The sequence below is a fragment of the Belnapia arida genome, from assembly GCF_016773205.1.
Taxonomy (GTDB): Bacteria; Pseudomonadota; Alphaproteobacteria; order Acetobacterales; family Acetobacteraceae; genus Belnapia; species Belnapia arida.
In genome coordinates this window covers 110,796-125,481 of record NZ_JAETWB010000009.1, presented here as the reverse complement: position 1 = coordinate 125,481, position 14,686 = coordinate 110,796, and the positions used below count along the sequence as shown (strand labels likewise).

Below are 14,686 nucleotides of genomic sequence, written 5' to 3'. Positions count from 1 at the left end.
TCCTCAGCGGCGTTGCGGTTGCGGGGCGGCGGGGCGGGCGGGGGCCGCGGGCGTGGGTGGGGCGGCGTTGTCGAGCATGGAGGGTGCGGGCTGGTCGACGCGCTCCACCTTCGCGGCGTCGCGGGCGCGGGCGACGACCTGCTGCACCTGCTCCTCCAGCATCTTCTGGCGGAGCTGGTTGCGGCTCTCCTCGAAGCCCGGAACCGGGGCGGAGCGGCGCTCCTCCACCTTGATGACGTGCCAGCCGAAGGAGGTACGGATCGGAGCCTGCGTCATCTGGCCGGGCTGAAGGGCGAAGGCGGCCTCGGCGAATTCGGGGACCATGTCGCCGCGCTTGAAGAAGCCGAGATCGCCGCCGCTCTGCGCGCCAGGGTCGCGGGAGCGGCGCTTCGCCACATCGGCGAAGTCGGCGCCGCCGGCGAGCTCGGCGAGCACGGCCTTCGCCTCGGCCTCGGTCTGGACGAGGATGTGGCGGGCGTGGACCTCCTCCTCGCCCTGGCGGCGGCCGGCCTCCTGCTCGTAACGGGTGCGGATGGCGGCGTCGGTGACGGCGGGCGTCACCTCGCGGGAGAGGTAGGCCTGTTGCAGTTCCTGCTCCTCGGCGCGGCGGATGCGGCGCTGGACCTCGGCGTCCTTGTCGAGGCCGGCCGAGCGGGCGGCGTTGGTCAGCACGCGCTCGGTGACGGCGCGGTCGACGAGCTGGCGGACGACCTCGGGGGGGAGCATCTGCATCAGGGCCGGGCCGGGCATGGAGCGCATCTCGGGCGGCAGCACGTCCTGGGCGGTGGCCATCACATCCGAGAGCCGGACCGGGCTGCCGTCCACCCGGGCGAGGACCGGGTCTTCCGCCGCCTGCTGGGCCGTCGCTTGCGGCGCCGCCGGTTGGGGCGCCGTTTGGGCGAGCGCGGCGGCGGGGACCAATAGGGCAGCCAGGAAGACGGGGCGGAAGGACATATAGATGGGGGGCTCCGGGAAGGCGCCGGACAATGCCGGATGCGGGATGGGGCGGCAAGCGCGTGAAGATTGACCTCAGCGCGGCGCTTGCCTATCTGTTCCGCGCCCCGGGGTCGCGCCAAGGACGCTGCCCGAAGCCTCGGCTTCGGCCCCATCCCGGCGGCCCCCGGCGCCACTCACTGCCGAGGCCCGCGCGGCTACCCCGCGTGCCATCCCGGAGAAGCCAGGTCCGCATGTTCGCCCGCATCGCCCGCGCCCTGTTCGGCACTACCAACGACCGGGCGCTGAAGCGCCTCCAGGCCCGCGTGCCGGAGGTCAACGCGCTGGAGCCGGCCTTCGCCGCCCTCTCGGACGAGGCGCTGCAGGGCAAGACCGCCGAGTTCCGCGAGCGGCTGGGCCGCGGCGAGGAGCTGGACGCGCTGATGCCCGAGGCCTTCGCCACGGTGCGGGAGGCAGCGAAGCGGGTGCTCGGCCTCCGGCATTTCGACGTGCAGCTGATCGGCGGCATGGTGCTGCACGAGGGCAAGATCGCCGAGATGAAGACCGGCGAGGGCAAGACGCTGGTGGCGACGCTGCCGGTCTACCTCAATGCCCTGAGCGGCCGCGGTGTCCATGTCGTCACCGTGAACGACTACCTCGCCAAGCGCGACAGCGAGTGGATGGGGCGGCTCTATCGCTTCCTAGGCCTGTCCACGGGCGTCATCGTCCATGGGCTGACCGACGAGGAGCGGCGCGCGGCCTATGCCGCCGACGTGACCTACGGCACGAACAACGAGTTCGGCTTCGACTACCTGCGCGACAACATGAAGTACCGCCTGGAGGAGATGGTCCAGCGCGACTTCAACTACGCGATCGTCGACGAGGTGGACAGCATCCTCATCGACGAGGCGCGGACGCCGCTGATCATCAGCGGGCCGTCGGATGACAGCTCCGACCTCTATCGCCGCGTCGACGAGGTGGTGAAGCGGCTGGTCGAGGACAAGGCGACCTTCGACAAGGACGAGAAGCAGCGGACGGCGAACCTCACCGACGGGGGCTCGGAGCGCGTCGAGGAGATGCTGCGCGAGGCGGGGATGCTGGAGGAGGGCAACCTCTACGACTTCCACAACGTCACGCTGGTGCATCACGTGAACCAGTCGCTGCGGGCGCATGTGCTGTTCACGCGCGACGTGGACTACATCACCCGCGATGACAAGGTCGTCATCATCGACGAGTTCACCGGGCGCATGATGGAGGGGCGGCGCTACTCCGACGGGCTGCACCAGGCGCTGGAGGCGAAGGAGCACGTCACCGTCCAGCCGGAGAACCAGACCCTCGCCTCCATCACCTTCCAGAACTACTTCCGGCTCTATCCGAAGCTCTCCGGCATGACGGGCACGGCGGCGACCGAGGCCGACGAGTTCGCCGAGATCTACAAGCTCGAGGTGGTCGAGATCCCGACCAACGTGCCGGTGGCGCGGAAGGACAGCGACGACGAGGTCTACCGCTCGGCCACCGAGAAGTACGAGGCGGTGATCAAGCTGATCGACGAGGCGCGGACGCGCGGCCAACCCTGCCTGGTCGGCACGACGAGCATCGAGAAGTCGGAGCTGATCGACGCGCTGCTGAAGAAGCGGGGCATCCCGCACAACGTGCTGAACGCGCGCTACCACGAGCAGGAGGCGACCATCATCGCCCAGGCCGGGCGGCCGGGGGCGGTGACCATCGCCACCAACATGGCCGGGCGCGGCACGGACATCCAGCTGGGCGGCAATGCCGAGATGCTGGCGCGGCAGGAGACGGGGGCCTCCGAGGGGCCGGAGTACGAGACCGTGCTCGCCCGGCACAAGGCCGAGGTGGAGGAGGCGCGGGCCAAGGCCAAGGCGGCCGGCGGGCTCTTCGTCATCGGCACGGAGCGGCATGAGAGCCGGCGCATCGACAACCAGCTGCGCGGCCGTTCGGGCCGGCAGGGCGACCCGGGGGCAAGCCACTTCTTCCTCTCGCTCGAGGACGACCTGATGCGCATCTTCGGCAGCGACCGCATGGGCGGGATGCTGCAGAAGCTGGGCCTCAAGGACGGCGAGGCGATCGTCCATCCCTGGATCAACAAGGCGCTGGAGAAGGCGCAGAAGAAGGTCGAGGCGCGCAACTTCGACACGCGCAAGAACCTGCTGAAATACGACGACGTGATGAACGACCAGCGGCGCGAGGTCTACGCCCAGCGCCGCGCCTTCATGCAGGCGCCCGAGGTCGCCGAGACGGTGGCCGAGATGCGGCGGGAGTGCATCGAGGCGATGGTCTCGGCCGCCATACCGGAGAATGCCTATCCCGAGAGCTGGGATGTGGCCGGGCTCGAGGAGAAGGTGCGCGACCAGCTCGGCCTCGACCTGCCGGTGGTCGCCTGGGCGAAGGAGGAGGGCATCGACGAGACGCAGGTGCGCGAGCGCGTCGAGACGGCCGCCGAGCAGCACTATGCCGCCAAGGCCGCGAATATCGGGCCGGACCTGATGCGCGTCGTCGAGAAGTCGCTGCTGCTGCAGATCTTCGACGCGGTGTGGAAGGAGCACCTGCTGGCGCTCGACCACCTGCGTCAGGGCATCGGGCTGCGGGCCTATGGGCAGCGCGACCCGCTGAACGAGTACAAGTCGGAGGCCTTCGCCCTTTTCAACGCCATGCTGGCTGACATGCGCGAGCGGGTGACGAGCGTGCTGATGCGGCTGGAATTGCAGCCGAACGCACCGCCCCCGATGCCGGAGCCGGTGCGGGTGATGGACATGCGCCACCCGGAGCCGGCGATGGGCGAGATGGCGCTGGCAGGCGGCGGCTTCGAGCCGGCGCCGCTGCTGGCCCCGCCGCCGGTGGCCGAGGGCGTCAACCCCTTGGACCAGGCGACCTGGGACCGCACGCCGCGCAACGCCCCCTGCCCCTGCGGCAGCGGCAAGAAGTACAAGCACTGCCACGGCAGGGTGTGAATGGCCACGCCAGGGCCTGACACGTCCAGTGGGTCATAACAATTCCGCGTAACCTGGGCCTGCGGCTGCGTGCCTCTCCCTCGCCGCCTGCGTGCGGCTGCCGCTGGTTGCCGTACCGGACCTTGCCCTAGCGAGGCCTTACCGGGGCGGATTGGGCCGCCGGCCTGGACGGGGCGGGGCCGAGTTCCTGGCGGGTCAGCGCACCGTCGCGATTGAGATCCCGGTTGCGGAACCAGGCCTCCGAGCCGGCGCGCAGCTCGCCTGCCGTCAGCTTGCCGTCGCGGTCGGTATCCATGGCGCGGAAGTCCTCGGCACGGTCGGGGTGCACGCCGGATTCCGGCAGGGTCACCGCGCCGTCGCGGTTCTGGTCATGCTGGCCCAGGCGCTGACGCAGCCATTGCCAGACCTCGTCATGCGAGACGCGCTGGTCGCGGTCGAGATCGGCATCCATCGGGTCGCCGCCAAGGAGCCCGCCCGGGCTGTCCGGCCCGCCCCAGGGCGACCGCTGCGCCAACAGGGATGCCGGTTGCAACAAGGCGATAAACCCCAGCGCGGCCAAGATGCGGGCCCCCATCCTTCCCCTCCGGACATGTCTGGCGCGACCCTTACCATGCCGCGTCCCGGCAGGAGAGCCCCGCATTCCGCCCGAAAGATCAGCCGGCGGCCCGCCGATGGCCGGCCGCGGCGACGACATGGCGGAGCGCGGCCTCCAGCTCGCTATTGCCCGCGGCCCAAATGAAGGGGGTGCCGCGGCCGGCCTCCGCCGTGGCGAGATGCAGCGCCTCCTCCAGCCGGGCCGACCACCGGGCAGCCGAGGATGGCGAGCGTCTGTGCGCCATCTCCATGGCGACCAGCGGCTCGTCCTCTACCACCAGCACCGCGCGGCCGCGCAGCGAGACGGCGGCGGCAGGCCAGCCCTCCGGCCCGGCGGGCTGGCCGGCGGGCTGGCCCTTCTGCCTCGCCGGAGCCGGCGGCGATCCGCTCCGGCGGGAGCGTCACCCCGCAGCGCAGCCTGGCAAGGGACTAGTTGGCCTCCGTTTGGCCACCGAGCTGGCGGCGCACCGTCGCTCGATGAGGGTCGAGCCGAAGCCGCGGCGCGGCGCCGGCGGGCCGTCATGCTCCTGCCAGCGCAGGCGCAGCGGGCCCGCGGGCGGGTCGCGGCGCCAGGATACCTCCAGCCGCCCGCCCGGCACGGAGAGCGCGCCGTATTTCGCGGCATTGGTGGCAAGCTCGTGCAGCACCATCGACAGCGGTTGCACCGCCTCTGGCCGCAGGCGGAGCGACGGGCCGACGATGGCCGACCGGTCGCCGCCGCGATGGGCCGCCAGCTCCTCCTCGACGATGGCGCGGATCGTCAAGCGGGGCCGGCAGGCCGGGGCGAGGCGCCGCCGGCCATGGCGTCCAGGACCCCGGCGGCAGACCGCGGCTTCCCATCGGCCTGGCGGCGTGGGAGGCATGCGGCGGCGCCCATGATCGCCACGGGCCGGCCCGGCGGCCCGTCCGCGGCGGCCGGACGCCTGTCACCAAACCCACCGGCACCGAGCGGGACGCCTGACGGATGGACAGCAAGGACAAGCGCGGCCAGGGCCGCCCGTTGCCGGCCCTGCCGCGGGCGGGCCCGGCCGGCCTCGTCCTGCACCAGGACGAGGCCGTCATCATCCTCGACAAGCCGGCCGGGCTGCCGGTGCATGCCGGACCGCGCGGCAGCGCCTCGGTCGAGGACTGGTTGCCGGCCCTCGCCTTCGGCAAGCGGCGGACGCCGCAGCCGGCGCACCGGCTGGACCAGGACACCGCCGGGTGCCTGGTGCTCGGGCGGACCAAGCCGGCGCTGGCGGCGCTCGGGGGGCTTTTCGCGGCGGGGCGGGCGCGCAAGACCTACTGGGCGGTGGTGCGGGGCGGGCCGGCCGGCGAGTCGGGCGAGATCGACGCACCGCTGCTGAAGCGCAGCACCGCGCGGGACGGCTGGTGGATGGCGGTCGATCCGGCCGGGCAGGCGGCGCGCACTGCCTGGCGGGTGATGGGGCGCGGGCCGGGGATCGCCTGGCTGGAGCTGGCGCCGCGCACGGGGCGGACGCATCAGATCCGGGTGCATTGCACGCATCTCGGCTGCCCGATCCTGGGCGACGCCCGCTACGGGGGCGGCGTGGGCGCGCTGCACCTGCTGGCACGGGCCATCGCCCTGCCGCTGGAGCCGCCGGTGGCCGCGACGGCGCCGGTGCCTGGGCATATGCGCGAGGCGCTGGAGGCCTGTGGATGGCGGGGGTGATGACGCTGGTCCTGCTGCTGCTGGCGGGGCCGGCGGCGGCGCACCGCGGCGGCTGCGGGCTGGGCCTCGGGCTGGAGGCGCTGCGGGGGGCCGAGGGGGCGTTGCGGGTGGGGGCTGAGGCGCCATCGCTGCTCGCGGGACGGGAGGCGGCCGGGCAGGCTGCCGATCGGCTGGCGGAGGCGGCGGGGCGGCTTGCCGGCTGCGGCTGCGCGCGGGCGGCCGGGGAGGCACAGGAGGCGGCCGGGCTTGCCGAGGGGCTGCGCGGGGCGGCGGAGCTGGAGCGGATTCGCCGCGGCTTGGACCGGGCGCGCTTCTCCGCCCGGCTGGCGCGGGAGCGGCTGGACCGGCAGGGCTGCTCCTAGAGCAGATCCCGATCGGATGGCATCATCTGGTCGGAGTGATTTCTCGGCCAAACAATGGCTTGGAGCGGCTTCCACCCGGCTGCGCTCGCGGAAACGGCTCCGGCTCGTTGTGCGGTTGGGCCGGTTACCGCTCCCGGGTGTTTCCATCCGTCCGGGGTTCGCTCTGAACGCGACGCCCGGAGCGGCGTTTTCGTTCCGAAGGAGCCCCGCGATGCGTCATGTCCTGATCCTCGGTTTCATCCTCCTGGCCGGTCCGGCGGCGGCGCAGGACCAGCCGCGGCCGCAGCCCGACCGGGTGCCGAGCCTCGGCGGGCGGACCTTCCCCTCGGGCCAGGTGGAACGCGAGGTGCGGCCGCAGGAGGGGGCCGCCGCCGAGCGCGACCGGCAGCAGCTGCGCGAGCTGAACGACCTCTCCCGCCAGCTGACCCCGCCGGGCACCCCGGTGCCCGCGCCGCATGTCGAGCCGCCGCAGCGCCGGAACTAGGCTACTCGAAGGGCACCCAGGGGCGCGGCGGCGGGGTGGCGGCCTCGCGCCGGGCTGCCGCGATCTCGGCGTCCAGCGCGGCGAGGAAGCGGGAACGGTCGGCCTTGGTCAGCGGGGCCGGGCCGCCGGTCATCTGGCCCATGTCGCGCATCCCCTGCGAGATGGTCCGGCCGACCAGCGCGCCGCCGATGTTGTCCGTCGTCCAGGGGCGGCCCTTGAAGGACAGGGCGCGGGCGCCCTTCGCCAGGCAGCGGGCGGCGAGCGGGATGTCGGCGGTGATGCAGACATCGCCGCGCATCGCGCGCTCGGCGATCCAGTCGTCGGCGGCGTCGGCGCCCTCGGGGACCAGGACCATCTCGACATTCGGCAGGCCGGGCGGGCGGACGGGGCGGCTGCCGTTGGAGACGACCTTCACCGGCAGGTTCAGGCGGGTGGCGACGCGGAAGGCCTCCTCCCGCACCGGGCAGGCATCGCCGTCGATATAGAGCACCGTCACCGCACCCGCACCTCCGCCCGCGCCGCGCTGCCGGCGGCATCCAGCACTGTCACGCGGTAGAAACCGGGGCCTTCGGGCACCCAGGCGGCCTCCCGCTTGGCCGGCTCGGCGGGCAGAGGGCGGCCATCGACGAGGAAGGTCAAGGGGCGGCGGCCGCCGGAGGCGCGGAGGGTGACATGGCCCTCGCCTTCCTCCAGCACGGCGCCGGGGGGTGGGAAGGTGAGGCGGAGGCGGTCGAGCGTCTCCGCCATCGGTGGTGCCGTGGCCCGGACGGGGAGCCCCTGGCGCGGGGCGGGGGGAAGGCGCTCGAAGATGCGGGCGAGGATCGGGAGGGCGGTGCGGGCGCCCGTCGCGCCGGGCAAGGGCGTGCCGTCGGGGCGGCCGACCCAGATGCCGGCGACGTGGCGGGCATCGATCCCCATCGCCCAGGCGTCGCGGCCGCCCCAGCTCGTGCCGGTCTTCCAGGCGATGCCCTGGGGGCCGCCGCCGGGGAAGGGGTTGACCAGGATTGCGGCGGCGAGGCCGGCGGCGCGGGCGTCGAGGATGCGGCGGGGGGTGGGGTCGGGGCCGGGTTGCAGGCGGAGGGGGGCGGCCTCGCCGCCGGTGCCGAGCGTGGCGTAGAGGCCGGCCATCTCGCGGAGGGTGATGCCGAGGCCGCCCAGGGCGAGCGGCAGGGAGGGGTCGGCGCCGGGGGGCAGGCGCGGCGGGGCGCCGGCGGCCTTCAGGGCGGTGGCGAAGCGGAGGGGGCCAAGCTCGCTCAGCAGGGCGACGGCGGGGAGGTTCAGCGAATGGCGCAGCGCATCGGCGACGGTGACGCGGCCGGCGAAGCCGCCGTCGAAATTCTCAGGGGCGTAGCTGCCGAAGCGGCGAGGCAGGTCGGCGAGCAGGGTCTCGGGGGCGGCGATGCCGGCCTCGAAGGCCAGCGCATAGAGCATCGGCTTCAGCGCCGAGCCGGGGGAGCGGATGGCGCGGGTGAGGTCGAGGGCGCCGGCCCTTCCCTCCGCCCCAAAGGCGCCGCCGTGGAGGGCGCGGATTTCATGCGCCTCGGCATCGGCGACGAGGATGGCGAGCGAGGCGCGGTCGGGTAGGCCGGCCAGCGCCGTGGCCGCGACTTCCTCCACGGCGCGCTGAAGGGGGAGGTCGATGGTGGTGGGGATGCGGCGGGCAGGGTCAGCGCGGGCCAGCTCGCGGGACAGATGCGGGGCGAGGCGCGGCATGGGCTGGCGTGCAACAGGGACAGGCGTGGCCAGGGCGTAGGCGGTATCGGCCGGGGTGATGCCGGGGGCGCCGGCGGCGCGGGCCATCAGCAGGGCATTGCGAGCCGCGCGGGCGCGCTCCGGGTGGCGGTCGGGGCGGGTCGCCTCCGGACGGCGGGGAATGGCGACGAGGAGGGCGGCCTCGGCGGGGTCGAGCTGGCGGGAGGAGCGGCCGAACCAGGCGAGCGCGCCGGCGCGGATGCCTTCGATATTGCCGCCCATGGGGGCGAGGGTCAGCCAGATGCCGAGAATTTCGTCCTTCGAGTAGCGGGCCTCCAGTTGCAGGGCGCGGAGGATCTCGATCGCCTTGCTGCGGAGGGTGCGGGGGCGCGGCTCCAGCAGGCGGGCGGCCTGCATGGTGAGCGTCGAGCCGCCGGAGAGGATGCGGCCGGCGCGGGCCCATTGATAGGCGGCGCGGGCGAGGGCCAGGGGGTCGACGCCCGGGTGCCAGCGGAAGCGGCGGTCCTCGGCGGTGATCAGCAGGTCGGTGAGGTGGGGTGGGACATAGTCGGTGGTGGTGGCAAGGCGCCAGGTGCCGCCGGGGGCCGGGAGGGTGGAGAGGGTGCGGCCGTCGCGGGCCAGCACCTCCTGTCCGACCGCCTCGAGCCGGGAGAGGTCGGGGGGGAAGGCGCGGTCGAGCGCCCACCCTCCCCCGGCCAGCAGCGCCAGCGCGGCGAGCAGCCGGCGCATCAGTCGGCCGGCAGCACCGTGATCCGCCCGGTATTCTGCCGGGCGAAGACCTGCGGCCGGTACATGTCCTCGACCTGGGCGCCGGGCAGTTCGAACCGGCCGGCGGTGACGGCGCGGAGGCGGACGGCGATGCGGAAGTCGGGGGCTTCCGGCGTCAGGTCCAGCGCCGCGGCCAGGCGGTCGTCGAGGGCGGGGGTGGCCGCCGTCTCGCTCAGCGTGCCGAGCCAGGGCATCCCCGCCACCTCGCCCGCGGACAGGCGGCCGACGATCTCCCAGCCAGCCGGCAGGCCCTGCTGGAGGATGGCGCGGTGGGCCTCCGGCGTCTCGGCCTTGCCTTCCAGCAGCAGGACGAAGACGGTGTTCTGCTTCAGCGTGTCGAGGTTGAGCGGCTGGCCGGCGAGGTCGAAGAAGCGGCGGGCGATGCGCATCCCCGCCCGCCCGGCCGGGGCCGGCTGGGCCGGGATGCCGGTGACGGAGAGGCTGGCCCAGACCGGCGTGTCGGAGAGGTTGCGCGCGGTGCCCGGCGCCTGGAGGGCGACGGCGAGGATCGGTGCCGGGGCCTGCGGCGCGCCGTTCACCGCGACGCGGACGGGGCGGCCGTCGCGGCCGAGGGCGGCGGCGGCGGTGACGCCCCAGGCCTGTTCCTGGGTGTTGGTGGATTGCGGCGTCAGCTCCGGGCCGGGCAGCGTCGCCTGCAGGGCCGAGAGGCGGTCGGGCAGCAGGCCGCTCTCCTTCAGCAGGGCGGCAACGGCCAGGGCGTCGCGGGCGGCGGTGCCGTAGTCGTAGATCCAGGCGCGGCGGGCGGGCGTCGCCAGGGCGGCGGCGAAGGCGGCCTCGGCGCGCGGGCGGTCGCCGGCCTTGGCGAAGGCGGCGGCGAGCTGGGCCTTCGCCAAGGGGGTGGGGAGCTGGTCGAGATCCTCCAGCAGGCGGCGGGCGGCGCCGAGGCGGGGGCGGCCGGCGAGCGACAGGACGTAGAGGCGGTAGGCCTGGGCGGCGCGCTCCTCCGGGTTGGAGGCGGAGACGTCCTCGGCCTGCTCGGCGATGGCCTTCAGCGCATCCTCGAGCGCGGCGTCCGGCACCGCGGCGCCGGCGGCGCGGGCGCGCAGCAGGGCCTCGGTTGCGTAGGCACCTGTCCAGTACTGGATCTCGCCCTGGGCGGACCAGAGGCCGAAGCCGCCGTCGTAGCGCTGCTTGTTCAGCACCCATTCGACGGCGCGCTGGAGGCGGGCGGCGCGCTCATCCCCCGCCAGCCCATCGACCTGGCCCGAGCTGAAGGCGAGGAGCTGGGAGGAGGATTGCTCGAGGCAGGCGAAGGGGTAGCTCTCCAGCAGCTTCAGCATGCCGCCGGCGTCGTAGCGCGTGGGGCCGCCGAAGCTGGCGGCGGCGCGCCAGGTGCCGGCGAGCCAGCGGTCGGCGGCGAGCGCCAGCGGGCGTTCCTGGCCGGGGGGGATCTCCTGCGCCGTGACCTCGGTGGTGATGGGGCGGGAGGAGCGGATGGTGATGCGGGATTCGCGGCTGGCGGTGAAGCCGCCGGGGCCGGCGACGGTCAGGCGGAGGACGCCCTGGCCGGCGGCGGTGGCGCGGAGCGTGCTGGTCGGGAGCGCGCGGGCGTTGGGCGCGAGGCGAGCGGTCAAGCGCTCTGGGCCGGCGAGGGCGATGGCGCCTTCGGTAGACAGGGTGGCCGTGATCTCGCCTTCGGGCAGGTCGAGGTTGCTGAGGAGGACGGGCAGCCGAGCCTCGTCGCCGGGAGCGAGGAAGCGGGGCAGCAGCGCCTCGGCGATCACCGGGTCGCGCACCGTCAGCGGCTTGCTCGCAGCGCCGATGCGGTTGCCCGCCCAGGCGACGGCCATCAGCCGCAGCTCGCCGGCGAAGTCGGGGATGTCGAGAGTGACGGTCGCGGTGCCGTCGGGCGCCACGGTGACGGGGCCGGAGAAGAGGGCGACCGTGCGCTGCGGGATCTCGATGGCGCCGGCCGAGAACTCGTCGCCGCCCTGGCGGAGCACGGCGAGCTCGCCCTCGGCGGGCGGGATGAGGCGGCCGTAGTCGTCGCGGATGTCGACGGCGAGGCGGCGGCGGCCCATGAAATGCGGCACCGGGTCCGGGCTTTCGAAGCGCGTCAGGCGGAGGATGCCCTCATCCACGGCGGCGAGGGTGAGGGTGGCCCCCTCCCCTGCATTCGCCAGCCTGATGGGGATGGCGAGGCTCTGGCGGGGGGTGATGCGCTCCGGCGTGTTGATCGAGACCTCGATGCGGCGGGAGCCGGGGTCGACCTGCACCCAGGCGAGGCCAAGGGCACGGCCGGGCTGGCCCTGGCGCGTCTCGCCGGGGCGGAAGGCGGTCACCGTGACATAGGCGCCGGCGCCCCAGGCGGCATCGACCGGGACCTCGACCTCCGTGCTGCCCTCGGCGAGCTGGATCTCGCGGAGGGAGACCAGGCGGTCGGTCAGGATGGCGAGGCTGGCGGGGCCGGAGAAGGGCGGGGTGATGCGGATGTGGGCGGTCTCGCCGGGCGCATAGGCGCGGCGGTCGGCGGCGACATCGACCTTGTCGGGCACCTCCGGCGTCTCGCCGCCGGCCCAGCCGGAGCGGAAGCGGATGGAGGTGATGGACATGCCGCCAGGGTCCGAGACTTCCAGCCGGTAGCGGCCGAAGGGCAGGCGGCGGGCGAAGCGGGCGGGGCCGGTGGCGGGAACGGCGAGGTCGGCGCTGTCTACCGGCTCGTCGCGCCAGACCGTCTCGTAGCGGGGGGTGCCGCCGCGGGTGACGATGCGCCAGTCTGGGCGCTCGCGCACCAGGCGGGCGCGGAGGCGGGCGGCGACGGGCTTCGCATCCGGGGCGAGGGCGATGATTTCGAAGGCCGCCTCGGCGCCGGCATCGATCGCGAGGTCGGCGAAGAGCGGCCTCACGCCGATCATCCGGCCAGGGCTGCGCACCGGCAGGGTGAGCGAGGTGCGGGAGGCGCGGCCGCCGGGCTCGTCGATGGAGATGGCGAGCTCGGCCTGGAGGGGGCGGGTGGTGTCGGGGGCGCGGGGCAGGGAGAGGGCGAGGCTGCCGCCGCCCTGGTCGTCCAGCGCCTCGATGTCGAAGGGGATGAGGTCGGGGGCGAATTGCTCGTCCACCAGGCCGAAGAGGTAGTCCTTGAACTGCGGGAAGGGCGAGCGGAGGGCCTGGAGGCGCAGCTCCGCGCTGCCGGTGAGGCCGGCGGCGGGGGCGCCGTAGAGGAAGCGGGCGTTGATGGGGAGGTTCATCACCTGGCCGGGCACCAGCGGGCCGGGGGCGGGGCCGGCCTTCACCTCGAGCCGCTCGGGGACAAAGGCATCGACGCGGAACTCGGCGCGGCCAATGGGCGGGTCGTTGGGGTCGGCCAGCACCTCCAGCGTCCAGACGCCGGCGGGGGCGCTGGTGCCGATCGGGATCGGCCAGAGGATGGCGGCGCCCGGCGTGCGGGCGGGAACGGCCTCGGCATAGACGCTGCCGTTCGGGCGGCGGAGGCGGAAGCGGGCGGGGAGGTCGAGCGGGGCGCCGCCGGCGTCGCGGATGAGGGCCGCGGCCTGGACCGTCTCGCCGGGGCGGTAGATGCCGCGGTCGAGCCAGGTGAAGGCGTCGATGGCGCCGGGATGCGGGGCGCCGGTCGCGCCTCGGTCGGAGAGGTCGAAGGCGGCGCTTTCCAGGTCGAGCTGGACGAGGTCGTCGCCGAGGGCGGCCTGCAAGGCCTTGGGTGCCATCGGGCCGGTGCCGCGCAGCAGCGGGGCGGCGAAGCGGACGAGGCCGTCGGGGCCGGCCTCGGCCTCGGCCAGGATGTCGTTGTTGCCGGCGAGCAGGCGGACCTGCGTGCCGGGGCGCGGCTGGCCGGCGCCGAGGCCCCTCACCTGCGCGGCGAGGCCCTGCGGGCTGCGCCAGGCGGTGATGCCGAGATCGGTCACCATGATGGGCAGGCCGGCGGCGCGGGCGCGCGTGCCGTCGGCGGGCTTCACCACCAGCGCGTAGAGGCCGGGGCCGGCCGCGCGGAGCGCATCCGGCAGGGGGATCACCTGGCGCTGGATGCGGTTGGCCTCGAAGCGGGGCAGCTCGACGCGGCCTTCCCAGATGGTGCGGCCCCAGGTGTCGGGGATGTCCTCGGCCGTCCAGCTGTCGAGGGCGGTGCCCGGGCTCCAGTTGCGGCCGAAGGGGACGAGGTTGCGCTCCGTCACCCGCACCACGCGGAGGCTGAGGGTGGAGAGGTTCATGGTGTTGAAGCCGATGCGCGGCGCCTGGCCGCGCGGCAGCAGGAAGCCGCTGGAATCGAAGAGGATGCTGGCGGCCCGGTTGGGCATGGCGATGCGCAGCTCGGCATCGCGGGCGAGGCGCTGGCCGTCCTCGCCGGGGAGGCCGGCGCGAAGCAGGACGCGCGTGGTGGCGCCGTTCGGCAGGCCGAGGATGCAGAGCCGGTCGCCCTCGCGCGTCACCGTGAGGCCGGGGATGGCGGGCTCGGTCCGCACCCAGTCGCCCGGCTGCCAGTCGGTGCGGCGGGCGGGGGGCAGGGTGAAGGCGAGGCAGGCGCGGGCCGGCTCCGCCTCGGGCTCGGTGTTGATGCGGGCGATGAGCAGGCCGGCGGCGCGGCGGGCATCGGTCAGCATCTGGCGGTAGCGGAGATCGTTCGGGGCGCGTTCGAGGACGGCGCTTAGCGCCTGGAGTTGCTGGGCGGGGCGGTCCAGCCGCTGCAGGGCATCGGCCATGAGCAGAAGGGCGGGGATCTCCGGCTCTCCGGCGGCGACGGCCTGAAAATTCATCCAGGCGGCCTGGAGCGCGCGGGCGGGGTCGGGCGGCGTCTTCTGCATGTGGGCGCGGGCGAGGGCGAGCCAGTGCTCCGGCCTCGGGTCGCCGCCGGCGATGCGCTCCTCCCAGGCCTGGGAGGCGGCGGGCCAGTTACTGGTGCGCTCGGCCGCGGCGGCACGCTGCTCGGCGGCGGCGCGCTGCTGCGGCGTCGCCCCGGCCGGGAAGCGGCGGGTGAGGTCGCGCTGCCAGGCCTCGGCATCGGCGGAAACGCCGGGCAGGTCGAAGCCCTGGGCGCGCAGGCCGGGTGCCAGGCAAAGCAGGCCGAACAGCAGCAGAAGCAGGCGCATGCATGGTCATCCCGGTAACGCGAAGCGGCGCGCAGCATGGCACGGCCCCGCCATTGGGGGGATGAAACTGTTCATGAAAGATGATGCCGCTGTGCGTTGCGGCCCTTCCCGCAGCATGGCACGGT

General features: G+C 74.3%; 11 protein-coding genes. 4 read left to right on the top strand and 7 right to left on the bottom strand.

The features are described from left to right. Window positions 1-3 precede the first annotated feature (3 nt). Complete coding sequence (locus JMJ56_RS18285) at window positions 4-954, bottom strand: peptidylprolyl isomerase (protein WP_202833205.1); 951 nt, start codon at window positions 952-954, stop codon at window positions 4-6. Window positions 955-1,187: 233 nt separating this feature from the next. On the opposite strand from JMJ56_RS18285, the gene secA reads away from it, so the two are divergent. Then, window positions 1,188-3,905 (top strand): preprotein translocase subunit SecA, encoded by a 2,718-nt coding sequence (secA, locus tag JMJ56_RS18280; protein ID WP_202833204.1) that lies wholly within the window; start codon window positions 1,188-1,190, stop codon window positions 3,903-3,905. 127 nt (window positions 3,906-4,032) lie between these two features. Here secA and JMJ56_RS18275 read toward each other — a convergent pair whose 3' ends face one another. The 3 genes from JMJ56_RS18275 to JMJ56_RS18265 all read right to left on the bottom strand — a co-directional run bounded on the left by JMJ56_RS18275 (window position 4,033) and on the right by JMJ56_RS18265 (window position 5,263). After that, window positions 4,033-4,479, bottom strand: coding sequence for an EF-hand domain-containing protein (locus JMJ56_RS18275; protein ID WP_202833203.1), 447 nt, complete (start codon window positions 4,477-4,479; stop codon window positions 4,033-4,035). Window positions 4,480-4,558: 79 nt separating this feature from the next. Further along, a complete protein-coding gene (locus tag JMJ56_RS18270; protein WP_202833202.1) occupies window positions 4,559-4,783 on the bottom strand; it encodes a hypothetical protein in 225 nt (74 codons plus the stop codon). Between the two features lie 117 nt (window positions 4,784-4,900). Further along, window positions 4,901-5,263: a hypothetical protein gene (locus tag JMJ56_RS18265; protein ID WP_202833201.1), complete on the bottom strand. Its 363-nt coding sequence runs from the start codon at window positions 5,261-5,263 to the stop codon at window positions 4,901-4,903. Between the two features lie 200 nt (window positions 5,264-5,463). On the opposite strand from JMJ56_RS18265, the gene JMJ56_RS18260 reads away from it, so the two are divergent. From JMJ56_RS18260 to JMJ56_RS18250, 3 genes are all read left to right on the top strand, one after another. Next, entirely contained in the window at window positions 5,464-6,171 is a 708-nt protein-coding gene (locus JMJ56_RS18260) for an RluA family pseudouridine synthase (RefSeq protein ID WP_202833200.1), read from the top strand. Further along, window positions 6,159-6,533 carry a hypothetical protein gene (locus JMJ56_RS18255; RefSeq protein ID WP_202833199.1) on the top strand — a complete coding sequence of 125 codons (375 nt, stop codon included), beginning with the start codon at window positions 6,159-6,161 and terminating at the stop codon, window positions 6,531-6,533. The genes JMJ56_RS18260 and JMJ56_RS18255 overlap by 13 nt, the downstream gene beginning before the upstream one ends. A gap of 211 nt (window positions 6,534-6,744) precedes the next feature. Next, window positions 6,745-7,017: a hypothetical protein gene (locus tag JMJ56_RS18250; protein ID WP_202833198.1), complete on the top strand. Its 273-nt coding sequence runs from the start codon at window positions 6,745-6,747 to the stop codon at window positions 7,015-7,017. A 1-nt stretch (window position 7,018) separates the two neighbouring features. Here JMJ56_RS18250 and JMJ56_RS18245 read toward each other — a convergent pair whose 3' ends face one another. The 3 genes from JMJ56_RS18245 to JMJ56_RS34905 are packed head-to-tail and all read right to left on the bottom strand — an operon-like array spanning window position 7,019 to window position 14,561. Next, window positions 7,019-7,513 carry a YaiI/YqxD family protein gene (locus tag JMJ56_RS18245; RefSeq protein WP_202833197.1) on the bottom strand — a complete coding sequence of 165 codons (495 nt, stop codon included), beginning with the start codon at window positions 7,511-7,513 and terminating at the stop codon, window positions 7,019-7,021. Beyond that, window positions 7,510-9,459, bottom strand: coding sequence for a penicillin-binding protein 1C (pbpC, locus tag JMJ56_RS18240; RefSeq protein WP_202833196.1), 1,950 nt, complete (start codon window positions 9,457-9,459; stop codon window positions 7,510-7,512). The genes JMJ56_RS18245 and pbpC overlap by 4 nt, the downstream gene beginning before the upstream one ends. After that, the gene (locus tag JMJ56_RS34905; RefSeq protein WP_202833195.1) at window positions 9,459-14,561 is read right to left on the bottom strand and encodes an alpha-2-macroglobulin family protein; all 5,103 of its coding nucleotides are present in this window, start codon (window positions 14,559-14,561) and stop codon (window positions 9,459-9,461) included. Before JMJ56_RS34905 ends, pbpC begins: the two co-directional genes overlap by 1 nt. Between the last annotated feature and the right edge of the window lie 125 nt (window positions 14,562-14,686).